This is a genomic window from Limosilactobacillus sp. (assembly GCF_022482365.1).
Lineage (GTDB): Bacteria > Bacillota > Bacilli > Lactobacillales > Lactobacillaceae > Limosilactobacillus.
Genome location: NZ_JAKVPE010000001.1, coordinates 1,334,457 through 1,349,592, shown reverse-complemented (window position 1 = coordinate 1,349,592; position 15,136 = coordinate 1,334,457). Strand labels below are relative to the sequence as shown.

Genomic DNA, 15,136 nt, shown 5'->3' with positions numbered 1-15,136 from the left:
CATTTAGCGATAAAAAGTATAATAAGTGCATATCAAGGTTAAAATTTAATTAGGCAGACCAAAATAGGGGTATAATTAAGACGGAGGTGTTAAAAGTGACGATAGTTTACGTTCATGACAATGGCAAGACACAGACGGTTAGTTGCTCCGATCGAACACAAGGAATCATGCGGATTGAAACGAATGATTCGGCACCAATGTATAATTTTAAGTTTTATGGGCATGCTCACCCAGGCTTTTATCTCGACCAAACTCACTTTCACGATGGCGAACAGTTAACGGTCGACGATGTCTTGAGCAAGGAAGACTTTCAGTTAAAGTTTATTTAATTACAAGCTGGCAGGGCACACAAAGGGAGTGGGACAGAACTCGCTTGCGAGTTCGTCTTCCCACCCCCGCGAGGCTGGCTAGGCGTTCCGGACGTTGATTTATCAACGTTCGGAATCCAGCCAGCTACCGCGCTGTAGCATTTATAGCTATATAACGGCAAAGAGGCTGGGATAATTCCCAGTCTCCTTTTTTAATTAATGCTCACTGGTAACAATTCGTTCTGCGTGGCTGAGGACGTCAGCGATCAGGACCACCACCTGTGGATCGTCGAGGTGGTAGATGACGACCTTTCCCTTTCGGCGCTGCTGGACCAGGTTATACTTGCGCAGCAGCTGAAGTTGGTGTGACACGCCAGACTGTTCCCAGTTAAGGCTTTCACTGATCTCCGTAACGCTCATTGAATGCTGAATCAGCAGGTAGAGCAGCTGCAGTCGTTTCGGGTTGCCCAGGATTTTGAAAAGCTGACTGACTTCTGTGAGGTGGGGAACTTGGTTAATACTACGAACTGGCATTGGATCACGTACTTTCTATCTGTTGCGTTATTTTAAAGCGTTAACATTCTCAAGATACCTTTATTTTAAGATTTTAAACTAAAAAAAGCAAAAGTGTGTAAAAACTTTTGCTTTTTGAGGTTGTTATTAGAGAGCTAGCTTTTGACCAACGTAGATGATGTATGGACTTTGCAGCTGGTTCTTGGAAGCCAATGTCCGCCAGCTAATACCATAGTGGGCTGCGATCTTTGACAAGGAATCGCCGCTCTGAACGGTGTAGCTGCCAGTGCTGTTCGTGCGGCTATTAGCGGCAAGTCGGTAACGGGACGAGGACGTTGTCGATTGACTGCTAGTCTGAACTTGCAGCCGTTGCCCAACGTAAATCCGGTTCGGGTTTGAAATGCCGTTTAGTTGAGCCAGTTGCTCATAGTTAGTATTGAACTTGGCGGCAATCGCAGAAAGGGTGTCACCGCTCTTGACCGTGTAGGTAGCAGCCGTTGAACTGCTGGTGGTCGTTTGGTGCGAGCTGCTGGTTGCCGCCGCTTGCGTACTGCTGGTAGTAGTTTTACTTGACTGTGCCCGCAGCTGCAACTGTTGGCCGATGTAGATTCGGTTCGGGTTCGTTAGGTGATTGATCTGTGCCAGAGCAGTGTAAGTGGTGTTGAACTTGGCGGCAATGCCGGACAGAGTGTCGCCACGCTGAACCGTGTATGAGGAAACGGACGTGGTCGTCTGTTGGGTATTCTGCGTCTGCGACTGGGTAGTGGTAGTGGAGCCCGTGGTGGTTGTTGCTTGCTGACTCTGCTGCGTACTTGTCTCGTTTTGGTGAACCAGGAGGCGCTGCCCGATGTAAATCCGGTTGACGTTTTGAATGTCATTCAGGTTTGCCAAGGTGTTAACCGTAGTTGAGAAGCGACTAGCGATCGCGGAGAGGGTGTCACCACGTTGAACGGTGTAGTAATTGGTTCCCCCGTTGGTGGTAGCATTGTTGGTCGTTGTTCCGGCTGTTGCCTTGGTAGAGGTTTCCTCCTGTGAATTGTTGACAACCGCGTGACCGGACAGGGCAACGGCATCGAGCTGGGTAAGGTTGTAAGTCTGGACCAGCTTAATCAAGGATTGAGCATAGCTTGGGTCGGTGGCGTACCCGTCCTGGCGCAGCTTGTTGGCAACGGAGACGTAGTTGGTGTCACCGATCAGGTTATTGTAACGCCGGTTGCTGGCTAAGAAGTTCCCGTGATCTTCAACGGATTCGGAGTTATTGGCGTAAGCCCGGAAATTGTCATTGATGTAGACGCTGCGGCCACCATAGACCTCCCGCGTCCGCATAGTTACTGAATGACCGTTATAGGACCCCTTGATCCCGAAAAGGTTGTGAGCACTTGTCGATAGCGACGACTGGCCCCAGCCACTTTCGAGGATTGCCTGGGCAACGGTAATTGACGGCAGGACCTTGTATTTGCTCCAGCCCTGAACGGCTCCCGCAGCCACGCTCTCGATGAATTGCTGAGAACGGGCATTATTGCTGAAGTGGAGACTATTCAGATCAGTCGTGGTCTGCTGCTGACTAGTGGCGGCGTTAACGGCCTTGGCTGATGCGCTAGCGACTGTGGCCTGGCTTGCGGAAGCGGACCCAGCCGGGGCGGCATTGCTGGTGCTGGCCGAATTTGAAGAAGCGCTGGCGGCGGATGGAACCGCTGAATTGGCAGATGAGGCCGCAGCACTAGCAGCGCTGATTGTTACGGAGCTGCTGTCGCTTGCCGCACTGGAATTATCGCTGGTGGCAGAACTGGTGACTTCGGCGACGGCTGATTGGCTCTGAACGGATTGGCTTTGATTATCGGCGTGGGCAACTGCACCAGTAGCAGTCAGCATGGTGAGAGCGGTGATGCCGGCAAACATCCATTTACGGCCGCTTTTATACATTTTGAAACGAGTGGTCACATTGGTTGATTCTTGACGATTCATTGGCACGAACTCCCTTTATAAAACAAACTTGAAGGTTAATAAATAAATTCATAAGTTTTGGTGAAAATATTTAAGAACTTATTAAGATTTCAGCTAGTATCAAAGTAACATTTATTAGGTAAAACGTCAATTTAGCTTTGATGCTAAAATAAGAAATATTATATTATTAAGTGGATTTCGTCCGTTGCAGCAAGCTTTACTGGCTAATTGCAATCAGAATGGATCCCAAACAAATCTTTAACGAATGAAATAATTAGCATATTAATTGGGTGAAAAGCCTGTCCTAGTGGTAAAGATGGGTTATAATAATAAAGTTTTTAACATTAAACAATTAACAAACGAAAGGAACGGGATTGTTTCTATGGTCGCAAAGCTAAGCGATGTTGCCAGGGTGGCCGGCGTATCAGTGACGACGGTCTCACGGGTGATCAACAACTACGGTTCATTGAGCGAAAAAACGATAAAAAAGGTTCACGCGGCAATGCGGCAGTTGAACTATCAACCCAACGCACTGGCCCGGGCCATGCAGGGGAAACCGTCCCAATTTATCGGCCTGATTTTCCCTAACCTGATCAATCCGTTCTTTGCTGAGCTGGTTAACGAGCTTGAACGCCAGCTGTTTACCAAGGGCTACAAGGCGATCATTGCCTCCTCGGCGGAAAATCCGGAGATCGAGCACGATTACCTCAACATGCTGATGGCCAACCAGGTAGACGGCATTATTTCTGGTTCCCATAATTTGGGGATTGATGAATATCATCAGATAACGGCCCCAATCGTGTCCTTTGACCGGTACCTGGCTGACAATATTCCAATCGTTTCGGCCGACAGCTACCGGGGTGGTCAACTGGCGGCCAAGTACTTGCTGGATCATAACGTTAAGCGGCTTGCGGTGATCGTTGACGAAGACCAATCCGTTTCGCCGACGGTCAACCGGCTGCAGGGGGTCGTGGACTACCTGAGCCAGCAGGGCCGCAGCTTTGACCCGATCGACATTAACAAGAGCCAGCTTCAGGATGTCTTTCCAGGAATCTACGACGGTGTGGTTGCCTCCAACGATGTTCAGGCCCTGGAGATCATCAATATTTACCGTCAGGCGGGGCTGCGGATGAACCAGGACTTCCGCATTACGGGCTACGATGGCTCGAAGCTGATTCGCCAGGTTGCCCCTGAATTGCCGACCGTCATTCAGCCAATTGGCGAACTGAGCGCGCAGCTGATCAAGACCTTGCTGCAGCGAATCGCGAAACCCCAGGAAAAAGTGGCGTCGGTTGTGGTGCCGGTGAAGTTCTATCGATCATAAAAGAAAAGCGACTGTGATTTCAAATCACAGTCGCTTTTCTTTTATGGTTATTTGCTTTGCATAAACCGTTGGAGCAATTCGGTTTCTTCCGAAGTCGCCGCAGAGTTAGCTGACTTAATGTCGTGTACCCGTTCAACGGATAGGTGACTTCCAAAAGCAACTTCGTTATCGTTTAAGTCGTTTTCACGCTCAAAGTTGATTAATTCGCGAGCTAAGTCACTCAAATTGTCCATGAAATCAATTCCTCCTTAGTTCAAACCTCACTAAGAGATTCAATGCCTAAATACTACTGCCCAATTATAGAACAAGATCCTATTTTATACCAAAATAAAGTTTAGCACAGTTCTTAAATCTGACCAACGCGGTCGCTTTAACTTTAGAAAAATCGAAAAATTGTGCTACTTATCAACGGAAAGGGCGGGACTTTACGGCCTTTTTGTGTGATAATTTAGGGTAAACACTTTACGATGGGAGAAGAATGATTATGAGTTGGAATTGGCTGGGCTGGCTGCTATGGATTTTAGCGATCGCCTTTCTCTGCTACGTTATCCACTACATTCGGGTTCAGCAGTTGATGCTGATTGCGAAAACCAAGAAGGCCTTTGACAAGAAACTGTTCTTACGTTACGTCGCCTTACTGGCCGTGTCCTTGATCTGGCTGGGTGCAATGGCCCACGCGACCTTTTTCCACAGGGTTGATTTGGGTAACCGGGCCGAGGCACAGGTCAGCACGAAATACTACGCCCTGCAGATCAATAATCGGGGGGACGATTACTACTATGTTCTGGCAAACCGGAGCAAGGGTGGTGGCCACCCGATCGTCTCCTACACTTACTGGTCCGGCAATAACAAGTACGTCACCAACTCACGTTTTGGCGCCGTGGCGGACAGCGACCGAATTATTCCTCTGAACGCCGTTGGCCTGCCGTGGAATAAAAAGGAACTCAAGAAGCAGGACTCCCGCACCGGTCATGCCTTCGCTGCCGTCATGTCCGTCCGCTACCGCAACACGCCGCTCAACGGGATTGGCTTGCGGGCTAACCGTCAGTCGACAGCCTACACGCTCCTGCGGGTGCCATCGGCAGAAATGGTTGAGCAACGCTAGGATAAGCGATCATTATGACAGCCAAAACAACCGTTAAATTAAAATGGGTCGCCCTGGCAAGTCTGCTTAACAACACCGGGGCGGCTTTCTTATGGCCATTGACCACGATGTACATGCACAACTACCTGCACCAGACCCTGACAACGGCGGGGATCGTGATGCTCTTCATGTCCATTGCCATGATGGCCGGCAACTACAGCGGAGGGTGGCTCTTTGACCACTGGAGTCAGTATAAGACGGCCCTGGTGGGGGTCAGTCTGTCCACCTTGGCGATCTTTTTGCTGATCTTTATTCACACCTGGCCCTGGTTTGCCCTTTTAATGATGCTGAACAGCTTTGGGGATGGGATCAACGCGACGATCGTCAATTCCTACGGCTCAATGGTCAGCGATCGGACGTCCCGCTACGTCTTCAACTACATCTACATGGCCTTCAACATTGGGGTGGTCATCGGAACGCTCCTGGTTGGTGTTTTGCTGCCAATCAGCGTAGTGCTGGTCTTTGCCGTGGCAACCGTCTTCTACGTTTTGCTGACAATCCTGGTCGTCTTGACCTTCAACGTGCGAATTGTTTTGCCAAAGAAGTCCGCTGCCATGCGAGCCAGAAGTGGAGCGCGTTCGGCCCAACACCGCCGATTAATCACCCTGGTCTGGTTGATCCTGTTGAACCTGGTGACGATCCACCTGAGCTACTCCCTGTGGGAAAGCGTGATGGCGGTCCACATGACCAACATGGGGATTCCGTTCTACGCCTACAGTATGCTTTGGACCCTCAACGGGATCCTGATCATCATCGGTCAGCCGCTGGTCAACAAACTCAGTCCCTATGTGCGGCTCTCAAGCCAGATCATCGTGGGGATCTTCATCTTCGCCCTCTCCTTCCTGCTGCTGGTCTTCGCCCGCAGCCTGGCGGCGTTTGTGGTTGATTTTGTGATTCTGACGATCGGGGAGACCACTAGCTTTGCCGGTCTGCCGGCCTGGGTGGCCCAGCTGACCGACGTCAATGAGGCCGGTCACTACCAGGGCCTGCTCAACATCACGATTTCGGTCGGGCGGGCGATCGGGCCCCTCTACGGTGGTTATGTCATTGAGCAGGGAAACTATCAGATCCTGTTCATCTCCGTCTTCTTGATGATGATTATCACCCTGGGGATTGTTCTGACCTACCTGATTCATGTTCACCACATGCAGGCGCAGGCTTAAGAAGGTAGACCGCAGCTGTTTGGTATGGTAGAATCACTAATGAATTTAAAAGCGTTCAGTAGAATAAAAAGTGACGGCAGAAGATGCAGAGAACCAGGGCAGCTGAAAACTGGCGGCCGTCATTAAGTCACCTCTACTTGGCTGGACGGGGGAAATGCTTAGTATCCCGCTCCGGTGGCTCCGTTATCGCCGCGAAGTTATGACAACTTCCTGAGGCAGCGGTTGTGAGGCCGTTGCGAATAGAGGTGGCACAGTGATTAAAATCGCCCTCTAAGGCATTGGCCTTGGAGGGCGATTTCTACTTAAAACGCGAAGACACGAAGGGAGCAAATCAAATGGATTATCAAAAACCAAAGGGTACTGCAGACCTGCTGCCGGGAACGACCGGCCTGTGGGAAAAAGTTGAGGCAAGCGCACGGGAAGTCTTCCATGAATTCGGCTACCGGGGAATCCGGACACCGATGTTTGAAGACTACAACGTCTTTTCCCGCAACGTCGGGGACACGTCCGACATTGTCGAAAAGGAAATGTACGATTTCCGCGACAAGGGTGATCGTCACATCGCCCTGCGCCCAGAGGGAACGGCCGGGGTTGTCCGGGCCTACGTGGAAAACAAACTCTACGGTCCAGAATACCCGAAACCGTACAAGGTTTACTACATGGGGCCAATGTTCCGTTACGAACGGCCACAATCCGGCCGGCAGCGTGAATTCCACCAGATCGGGGTGGAGGCCTTAAACAACGAGTCACCACAGATTGACGTTGAGGTTATTGCCATGGCGATGACCCTCTTCAAACGCTTCGGTGTGCCGAACGTCAAGCTGACGATCAACACCCTGGGTGACAAGCAGGTGCGTGAGGACTACCGCCAGGCCTTGATTGACTACCTGAAGCCTCACTATGACGAACTGAGCAAGGATTCCCAGGACCGGCTCTACCGCAACCCGCTCCGGGTCCTCGACAGCAAGGACGAAGGCGACCAGAAGATCGTGGCCGACGCCCCATCCATCCTCGACTATCTGGATGAGGAGTCCCAATCCTACTTTGACCAGGTTCAAAGCCTGCTCAAGCAACTGGGAATTGATTACGAGATCGACACCAACATGGTTCGGGGGCTGGATTACTACAACCACACCATCTTCGAGATCATGTCCGACTCACCGGTCTTCGGTGGCGGCTACACGACGGTCTGTGCCGGTGGACGCTACAACGGCCTGATCAAGCAGCTCGGCGGTCCCGAAGAAGGTGGAATCGGCTTCGGCATGGGGGTTGAGCGGCTGATGCTCCTCCTCCAGCAGGAAAATCCAGACTTTGCGCCAAAGGACACTCTGGACGTCTTCTTTGCCAGTGCTGATGACAAGGGTGACGGCCTGGCCTTCGACATTCTGAACCAGGTTCGCCAGCAGGGCATCGTGGCCGACAAGGATTACAGCGGCGTCAAGGTCGGTAAGCAGATCAAGGAAGCCTTCCGGCGCAACGCCAAGTACTTCGCCGTCTTCGGCAGTCGGGAAGTCGACGAGGGTCAGTTCCAATTGAAGAACGCGGCCACCAAGGACAGCGTTGAGGTCAGTGTGAAGGACTTCGTGGCTGATCCGGCTAAGTACCTTAAGTAAACTAAAAAATGTGAGTGGGAAACAACCACCAGAGTGGGGCGTATGGCTAGCCTAGGACGGGAGTCGACGCTAAAGGCGTCGGCTTTCGTCCGTAGCTAGACACTAGCCCCACGGTTGTTTTCCACGTTATCTTTCCAATATTCGAAAAAGCAAAAGAGGCCGAGAGAAAATTTCTTTCTCCCGGCCTCATTTTTAGTTAATCATCCACGGCGTAGGTGCCCATGTCGTCGGCGATGATGATCCGGCCGGCGTACTTGGCACCGTCATTCTTGGTCAGCCCGACCTTGTTGAAGGCAAAGGTGACGGTGGCATCCGCCTTGACGGCAACGCCCATAACCTCGCCGGTGTCGGTGTTGATGCCGGATGGCATGTCCACGGCAACGACCAGGGCGTCACTGGCGTTGATGGCCTTGATCGCGTCGGCGTAGGCACCGGTGACGGGCCGGTCAATGCCGATTCCGAACATGGCGTCGACGACCAGGGTTGCCCGCTTGAGGACGGTCAGGTCGGTTGTTTCGGGGATCTGGTAGTATTGGCAGATCTTATCCTGAACCTGATGCTCATCCGAGGCGTGGTCCGGGTTGCCGACGTTGAGAATCGTTACGTGGACCCCGGCAATGTGCAGAAGCCGGGCGACGTCGAGCCCGTCTCCACCGTTGTTGCCGCTGCCGGCGACGACAACGACTCGGTCGAGGTAAAGCGGGAAGGCATGTAGAATCTCATCGCGGACGGCCAGGGCGGCCCGCTCCATCAGCACCAGTGACGGGATGCCAATTGTGTTGATTGTGTAGGAATCGTAGTGCCGCATTTGTTCGGCGGTAATCGGTGTTTTATTCATAAATCATTCCCCCATTCATTTACCTTAACTGTAGCACTAATCGGCGGGGATGATAATGTGACAGTTAGCACAAAATTGATTAAAATAGAAAGCAAATTAAACAAAGGTGGCAAAAAGAATGAGCAAAAAGGGAAAGTACAAGGTGCTGAAGTTTACCTGTATCCCGGTCGAAATGGACGCTAATGGCAAGTACCAGTTAAAGCTGGACCCTGCCGGCAACGCCAAGCTCCACGTCTGGCGCATTGGCAAGCACACCAAGGGCAAGTACACGGGCCCCGGCCAGCTGTTAATGACCGAAAACAACCTGACGGCGGTGATCCTGGCCGCCGAGCCGCTGGCCTTTAAGGACCGGCACAGCGAGACGCCGATGCAGCGATTCCTGACGACCAGTGTGGACGGTGATGTCTTACAGGCGGGATTGCAGCTATTGAATTGAGTTAAGAGGATCCGGGCACAGAATAATGCTGGAGATCCTCTTATTGTTCTAATTTGAGATCAGCAACTAATTGGTGGCGAAGAATAACCGCCTGATTATGCTGCTCGTCCTTGGCCCCGTACAAAAGGATCACGTTTTGCTTTGGCAATTGCTGGCTCACCAAATCCTTGAGCTGGTCATAAGCCGGATTAGCCGCCAGCTCTTGCAGGTAGCGTTCCTTGAATCCCGCATACTTGGCGGGATCGTGGCCGAACCATTTCCGCAATTCGGTGCTGGGGCCGACCTCCTTGAGCCAGCTGTCGAGGTGGGCGTTATCCTTGAAAATGCCGCGCGGCCAGAGCCGGTCGACGAGGATGCGGTAGCCATTTAGGTCGGCGGGCTTGGTATAAATTCGTTCAATTTTGAGTTCCATTACTGTCGCTTCTTTCGTTTCGTGGTACCTTAAGAATAGTATCTTTGAGGGGGAAGTTAAACGATGCTGACGAAATATCAACAATTTTTCACCGGCCGGCCAACTGTAGAAATTGCCAAGAACCTGCTGGGCAAGCGGGTGTGTTACACGGGTCCGGACGGTAAGACCAGCGGCTACATTGTCGAAGCCGAGGCCTATCTAGGTGAAAACGATTCGGCCTCCCACGCCTTTAATGGCCGCCGTACCAACTATACCGCTTCCCTTTACGGCATGCCGGGCGACATCTACCTCTACCAGATTCGTGGCCGTTACTGCTTCGACATCGTTGTTCAAGACAAAGAAGAGCCGCAGGGGATTTTGTTGCGGGGGATCGAGCCCTGTGAGGGCATTGATTTAATGAGAAAGCATCGCCAAATGACCGGGATCAACCTTACCAATGGCCCTGCCAAACTGGTTCAGGCGCTGGGAATCAGTTCGCGCCGGCTAGATGGGCAGCCGATGGAGGACAGCCCCCTCTACGTGGACTTGGAAAATTTTAAAATTCCCCGGGAAATAATCACGACGGCCCGAATCGGGGTTAACCTGGCAGGCAAGGATGGTGCCAAGCCGCGCCGCTTCTTCGTTGCCGGCAACCCCTACGTTTCGGGGATGCGTAAGCGGGAGATGGACTTAGAAAAACACGGCTGGAAGGACTGAATGAGATGGCCTTAACATATCAACAACTATTAATCGCCGTTCCACTGGTGCTCCGTGCGGGCAACGTTCCCAACATTGTCGGTGACGCGGGGATCGGGAAATCCGCCCTGGTGGAGGAAGTGGCTGCTAAGATGGGAGCCCAGCTATACACGACCGTGGTGAGCCTGAGCGAGAAGGGTGACCTGGCAATCCCGGTGCCACCGTTGACCAGTGACTCCTTTGTCGAGACTCGGCACTATGGCCGGCTGGCAAACGTCCAGTACGGTTATTCGGAAACCCTGGTCAGCATCATCAAGTTCGCCGAGGCCCATCCGGATAAACCAATCGTTTGGTTCTTAGACGAGTTCAACCGGGGCAGTCAGGCCGTCCAGAGCGAATTGATGAACCTGGTCTTGCAGCGGCGGATCAACGCCCTGCGTCTGCCGGAGACTGTTCGGATCGTGATTGCCGAAAATCCCGACGCGACCATGGCTGGCTTCACCGAGAGTGAGTATGACGTGGCGATCGCAGACGCGGCGATCAAGGATCGGACCGTTCGACTGGTGATGACCACTTCGACCGCCGAATGGCTCTCCTGGGCCCGATCGGTTGGCCTCAATTCGATGGTTGTCGATTACCTGACCACCTATCCGGAGCGACTGTCAATTATTAATCGGGATGAGCAGGACCTTCACCCGACACCCCGGGCCTGGGAACGGGTTGCCAAGAACCTGGACCAGCTGGCTCAGTTACCGGCCGAGATTCAAAAATCTTTGGCCGCCGACCTCTTCAGCGGTGATCTGGGGACCGAAGTGGGGGCCTCCTTTGCTCAGTTTGTCCTGGCACACGGCCGCGGTTTGACCGTCGAAGAGCTGCAGACTAAGGAAAGCAGTCGGGACGAATTTCGGTCCGTTGACGATGCAACCAAGCTGGCCCTCCTGCGAGATTGGATCAGGGATGACTCAGGCCAGCCGTTGAGTTCGGAGGCCGGCGCCCAGCATTTTGGGGCCTTGCTGGCGATGGTGAGCCCGGACGGTCAGTATGCCCTTGCTCAATCAATAGGGGAGCGGCTGGACAACATTCTTCAGCCAATGTATGAACGGGCTAAGGAGGAACCCGCTGGTGCAGTGGCCCAGCTTTACCAGCAACTGGCCGTGATTGCAACGCGGGGAGACAATCGCTGATGAGCTTTTTAGACCGCTTATTTCACCATCAGAAACGGCAAGACACAACTGCTGCGGATCAAGCAACCCGGGCGGTGGTTCAGCTGCTCCAGAGTCACCGGTTCCTGGGCGAAGTTTTGCTCCAGCTGCCCCGTTCCTACGATCCCGATCAAGCCGCCACCGCGGAACTTGCCTGGCAAGGGGATCAGCTAATTTTGAGGATCAATCCGGACCAGTTTTTGCAACTACGCACCGATGATCAGCAGACGCTGCTGGCCCACGAAGCGTTGCACGTGCTTTGGCAACATCCGCTGCGTTATGCTCAGCACCCGCATCCCGACATGGTCAAGGTGGCAACCGACGTGGCGGTTAATCAGTACCTAGCGGCAGCGCCCACCAGCACGGCCACGTTGGCGCAGTTAAGACGCCTGCTGCGGAAGCGGGTTCCCGCCCGCCTGGATTCGCAGGAATATCTCATCCTGCTGGAAAACACCACGGTTGAGGAGCAGGAACGCTTAAAGAAGGGTGGCCTGCGCTTAAGCGGTCAGGGTCATGGGCAACAATCGGCGCTGGGGACGGACGGCCACCAGGGCTGGCGCACGTCCGTCGGCCAGGCCAGCCAGGGGAGTCAACAGATTCGCCTGGCTAATCTGCGACGAGTCCTGCGCCACGCCTGGCAGCAGACCCCCAAGCGCGATCGGGGTTTGTTGCCGGGTGAGGTAGTACAGCAGCTGACCGGTCCCCGCCAGTCGGCTGCTTTCGACTGGCAGTCGGTTCTTCGTCACCAGGTCGGCAAGATCACCCGGGGCAAGGAGAAGTCGCGGGCACGTTTCAATCGGCGTCAACCGTTGCGTATGGATCTGCCCGGTCAGGTCAGCCACCAGACTGCCGACTTGCGAATCTTCGTTGATAATTCTGGTTCGATGACCGATGCTGAGATCCGCCGGGCGCTGGCTGAAATTCGGAACCTGGTTGCTCGCGAACGCCCGATGGTAACCGTCTATTCTTTTGATGCGAAGGTGTATGGCCCGGGACAACGGCTGCGCAGTGGTCATCAGATTGAATGGCAGCGTCAAGGCGGTGGCGGCACCAGCTTCCAGGCGATTTTTGACTACCTGCGTGATCACCACGTCTCCCGCACCGGGGCGGTGATCGTGATTATTACTGACGGTTGGGGCGAAGAAAAGCTTCGCATGCACCGCTACCGGAATGTTGACTGGCTCCTGACGACCACGTCTGGTCAATTGTCGGTCAAGCAGCCGCGCGGGCACGTATTTCAACTGAAAGAGGGAATCAGGGATGACAAGCATTTTGAATCCACAGGCGATGCAGCGGGTCCTGACCCACAGCGATGAGTACCGGCGGGCAGTCGGCCTTTTGAACGAAAATTGGGACCCGGATGATCAGCCGATCTACCGCAACGTTTTGGAGGCCGCCGACGTTCACTTTGCCCGGCAGCTCCAGCTTGCGGGGCTGCTGGCGGGTACGACCGACCTAAGTAACTATCAGTCGGTCAACCAGCTGATTATGCGCCATGATCAGTGGTTCTCGCCTGGAGCTCGGCAGGCTTTATTGGCCCCCTTCCAGGACTAGTGCGTCGTGAGTGTCGCTAAAATCGAAAAATAGTATAATTAAGGTATTAAACCTTTTAAGGGGGACAAAATTGTGGCAATAGACGAAAAAATGATCAAGGATGACCTGTACGAAGCCGTTAACGGCGAATGGATCAAGCAGGCAAAGATTCCTGACGACAAGCCGGCAACCGGGGGATTCAACGACCTGGTGGACGCAATCGACAAGCAGATGATGGATGACTTTGACGCCTACGCGGATGGGAAGGAAAAGTCCGACGACGCGCGCTTCAATGAAATGATCAAGCTTTATCGGGTTGCCAAGAAATTCGAACTGCGGAAAAAGATCGGCCCCAAGGCACTGCAGCGGGTCCTGTCCAGTGTGACCGACTTACAGTCCTATGATGATTACCAGAACCAGTGGCGCAACTGGATCATGGCCGGGTTGCCTTCACCGGTCAGCTTTGACATCGATGCCGACATGAAGAACGCCACGGTATATGCGCTCTTTGCTTCTTCACCAGCGCTGATCCTGCCGGACAAGAGCTACTATGCTCCAGATAAGAAGCAGGAGCACGACCAACTGCTGAAGCTTTGGACGGACATGATGACCACGCTGATGGACAAACTCAAGTACGACAAGGACGAGGCCGCAGCGATCATTGAGCACGCCAAGCAGTTCGATGCGCTGCTGGCCCCGCACGTCAAGAGTGCCGAAGAAGCGGCTGACTACAGCAAGATGTACAACCCGCAGACGGTGGCCGAGCTGGCGGCTTCCACGGACCAGCTGGACCTGGCCGCTGTGATTAAGCGGCTGGTGGGCACGGAGCCGGAAAAGGTAATCGTGACCGAGCCGGACTACTTCAAGGCCTTAGACGAAATCCTGAAGGACCACTTCGATCTCTTCAAGGATTGGGCGATTGTCAACGTCATTCGTGACTACGCCAGCTACCTGGATGACGAAATGCGGGAGATTAACGGCCGCTTCGGTCGAGCCCTTTCCGGCAGCAAGAAGCCGATCAGCCAGCGGAAGTTTGCCTACTACCTGGCCCGTGACGTCTTCAGCCAGGTGGCCGGGGACTACTACGGTAAGAAGTACTTCGGGCCTAAGGCAAAGGCCGACGTTCACCACATGGTTGAGCAGATGGTCAAGGTCTACAAGGGCCGGCTGGCGAAGAATGATTGGCTAAGCAAGGCCACCCGTGAAAAGGCCATTCTGAAACTTGATAAGTTGGGCATTCAGGTTGGCTACCCGGACAAAATCCCGGCACTCTACGACCAGCTGAAGGTCGACGATGGCGAGTCCCTAATCGCCAACCTGAACCAACTGACGATCACTCGCAACCGAGAAATGTTCAAGCGCTGGAATAAGCCGGTGGACCGGATGCGCTGGGAGATGAGTGCGGCCACGGTTAACGCTTACTACCACCCGTTCAAGAACATCATCGTCTTCCCGGCGGCCATCCTGCAGGCGCCGTTCTACTCCCTAAAGCAATCCAGCAGCCAGAACTACGGTGGGATTGGGGCCGTAATCGCCCACGAAATTTCCCACGCCTTCGACAACAACGGGGCGCTGTTCGATGAGTACGGGAACCTGAACAACTGGTGGACCGCGGAAGATTCTGCCCACTTCAAGCAATTAGCCCAGAAGATGATCGATGAGTTCGACGGCCTGCCGTTTGCCGGACAAAAGGTCAACGGTAAGCTGACCGTTTCCGAAAACATTGCCGACGGGGGTGGACTTAGCTGTGCCCTCGAGGCCGCCAAGGGTGAGGCCGATTTCAATGCCAAAGAATTTTTCATTAACTGGGCAACGATCTGGCGGATGAAGGCCACCAAGCAGTATGATCAATTATTGCTGTCAATCGACGTTCACGCCCCGCAAAAGCTGCGGGCCAACGTCCAGGCCCAGAACCAGGCCGACTTCTACACCGCCTTCGATATCCAACCGGGCGATAAGATGTACAGGGCCCCCGCGGATCGGGTTAACATTTGGTAATAACAGAAAATTCACTGGGCTTAGATGATAAGC

Annotated in this window: 16 protein-coding genes; 11 read left to right on the top strand and 5 right to left on the bottom strand. The window is 53.4% G+C overall.

Annotated features, from left to right (window positions below; all coding sequences use genetic code 11):
• Positions 1 to 95 precede the first annotated feature (95 nt).
• Complete coding sequence (locus LKE23_RS06320; RefSeq protein WP_291976499.1) at positions 96 to 329, top strand: hypothetical protein; 234 nt, start codon at positions 96 to 98, stop codon at positions 327 to 329.
• A 195-nt stretch (positions 330 to 524) separates the two neighbouring features.
• Here LKE23_RS06320 and LKE23_RS06315 read toward each other — a convergent pair whose 3' ends face one another.
• Positions 525 to 842, bottom strand: a complete 318-nt coding sequence (locus LKE23_RS06315; protein ID WP_291976498.1) for an ArsR/SmtB family transcription factor — start codon at positions 840 to 842, stop codon at positions 525 to 527.
• A 126-nt stretch (positions 843 to 968) separates the two neighbouring features.
• The gene (locus LKE23_RS06310) at positions 969 to 2,786 is read right to left on the bottom strand and encodes a LysM peptidoglycan-binding domain-containing protein (protein ID WP_291976497.1); all 1,818 of its coding nucleotides are present in this window, start codon (positions 2,784 to 2,786) and stop codon (positions 969 to 971) included.
• Positions 2,787 to 3,147: 361 nt separating this feature from the next.
• Here LKE23_RS06310 and LKE23_RS06305 point away from each other — a divergent pair, with 361 nt between their 5' ends.
• The gene (locus tag LKE23_RS06305) at positions 3,148 to 4,089 is read left to right on the top strand and encodes a LacI family DNA-binding transcriptional regulator (protein ID WP_291976496.1); all 942 of its coding nucleotides are present in this window, start codon (positions 3,148 to 3,150) and stop codon (positions 4,087 to 4,089) included.
• Positions 4,090 to 4,136: 47 nt separating this feature from the next.
• On the opposite strand, the gene LKE23_RS06300 is transcribed toward LKE23_RS06305, so the two are convergent.
• The gene (locus tag LKE23_RS06300) at positions 4,137 to 4,322 is read right to left on the bottom strand and encodes an LBP_cg2779 family protein (RefSeq protein ID WP_291976495.1); all 186 of its coding nucleotides are present in this window, start codon (positions 4,320 to 4,322) and stop codon (positions 4,137 to 4,139) included.
• Between the two features lie 251 nt (positions 4,323 to 4,573).
• Between LKE23_RS06300 and LKE23_RS06295 the strand changes: the two genes are divergently transcribed.
• The 3 genes from LKE23_RS06295 to hisS all read left to right on the top strand — a co-directional run bounded on the left by LKE23_RS06295 (position 4,574) and on the right by hisS (position 8,009).
• Positions 4,574 to 5,194, top strand: a complete 621-nt coding sequence (locus tag LKE23_RS06295) for an LVIS_2131 family protein (protein WP_291976494.1) — start codon at positions 4,574 to 4,576, stop codon at positions 5,192 to 5,194.
• Positions 5,195 to 5,208: 14 nt separating this feature from the next.
• Positions 5,209 to 6,396 (top strand): MDR family MFS transporter, encoded by a 1,188-nt coding sequence (locus LKE23_RS06290; protein WP_291976493.1) that lies wholly within the window; start codon positions 5,209 to 5,211, stop codon positions 6,394 to 6,396.
• Positions 6,397 to 6,731: 335 nt separating this feature from the next.
• On the top strand, positions 6,732 to 8,009 hold the full coding sequence (hisS, locus tag LKE23_RS06285; RefSeq protein ID WP_291976492.1) for a histidine--tRNA ligase: 1,278 nt from the start codon (positions 6,732 to 6,734) through the stop codon (positions 8,007 to 8,009).
• 196 nt (positions 8,010 to 8,205) lie between these two features.
• Here hisS and LKE23_RS06280 read toward each other — a convergent pair whose 3' ends face one another.
• Positions 8,206 to 8,847, bottom strand: a complete 642-nt coding sequence (locus LKE23_RS06280) for an NAD(P)H-hydrate epimerase (protein WP_291976491.1) — start codon at positions 8,845 to 8,847, stop codon at positions 8,206 to 8,208.
• Between the two features lie 118 nt (positions 8,848 to 8,965).
• Here LKE23_RS06280 and LKE23_RS06275 point away from each other — a divergent pair, with 118 nt between their 5' ends.
• On the top strand, positions 8,966 to 9,283 hold the full coding sequence (locus tag LKE23_RS06275; RefSeq protein ID WP_291976489.1) for a DUF7671 family protein: 318 nt from the start codon (positions 8,966 to 8,968) through the stop codon (positions 9,281 to 9,283).
• A gap of 40 nt (positions 9,284 to 9,323) precedes the next feature.
• Here LKE23_RS06275 and LKE23_RS06270 read toward each other — a convergent pair whose 3' ends face one another.
• Positions 9,324 to 9,695 (bottom strand): DUF488 domain-containing protein, encoded by a 372-nt coding sequence (locus LKE23_RS06270; protein ID WP_291976487.1) that lies wholly within the window; start codon positions 9,693 to 9,695, stop codon positions 9,324 to 9,326.
• Between the two features lie 63 nt (positions 9,696 to 9,758).
• Here LKE23_RS06270 and LKE23_RS06265 point away from each other — a divergent pair, with 63 nt between their 5' ends.
• The 5 genes from LKE23_RS06265 (at position 9,759) to LKE23_RS06245 (ending at position 15,103) form a co-directional block, all read left to right on the top strand.
• Positions 9,759 to 10,391: a DNA-3-methyladenine glycosylase gene (locus LKE23_RS06265; RefSeq protein WP_291976485.1), complete on the top strand. Its 633-nt coding sequence runs from the start codon at positions 9,759 to 9,761 to the stop codon at positions 10,389 to 10,391.
• Positions 10,392 to 10,396: 5 nt separating this feature from the next.
• Positions 10,397 to 11,554: an ATP-binding protein gene (locus LKE23_RS06260; protein ID WP_291976482.1), complete on the top strand. Its 1,158-nt coding sequence runs from the start codon at positions 10,397 to 10,399 to the stop codon at positions 11,552 to 11,554.
• Positions 11,554 to 12,888: a vWA domain-containing protein gene (locus LKE23_RS06255; protein WP_291976481.1), complete on the top strand. Its 1,335-nt coding sequence runs from the start codon at positions 11,554 to 11,556 to the stop codon at positions 12,886 to 12,888. Before LKE23_RS06260 ends, LKE23_RS06255 begins: the two co-directional genes overlap by 1 nt.
• Positions 12,833 to 13,126, top strand: a complete 294-nt coding sequence (locus LKE23_RS06250; protein ID WP_291976480.1) for a hypothetical protein — start codon at positions 12,833 to 12,835, stop codon at positions 13,124 to 13,126. Before LKE23_RS06255 ends, LKE23_RS06250 begins: the two co-directional genes overlap by 56 nt.
• A gap of 90 nt (positions 13,127 to 13,216) precedes the next feature.
• Positions 13,217 to 15,103 carry a M13 family metallopeptidase gene (locus LKE23_RS06245; RefSeq protein WP_434737614.1) on the top strand — a complete coding sequence of 629 codons (1,887 nt, stop codon included), beginning with the start codon at positions 13,217 to 13,219 and terminating at the stop codon, positions 15,101 to 15,103.
• Positions 15,104 to 15,136 lie beyond the last annotated feature (33 nt).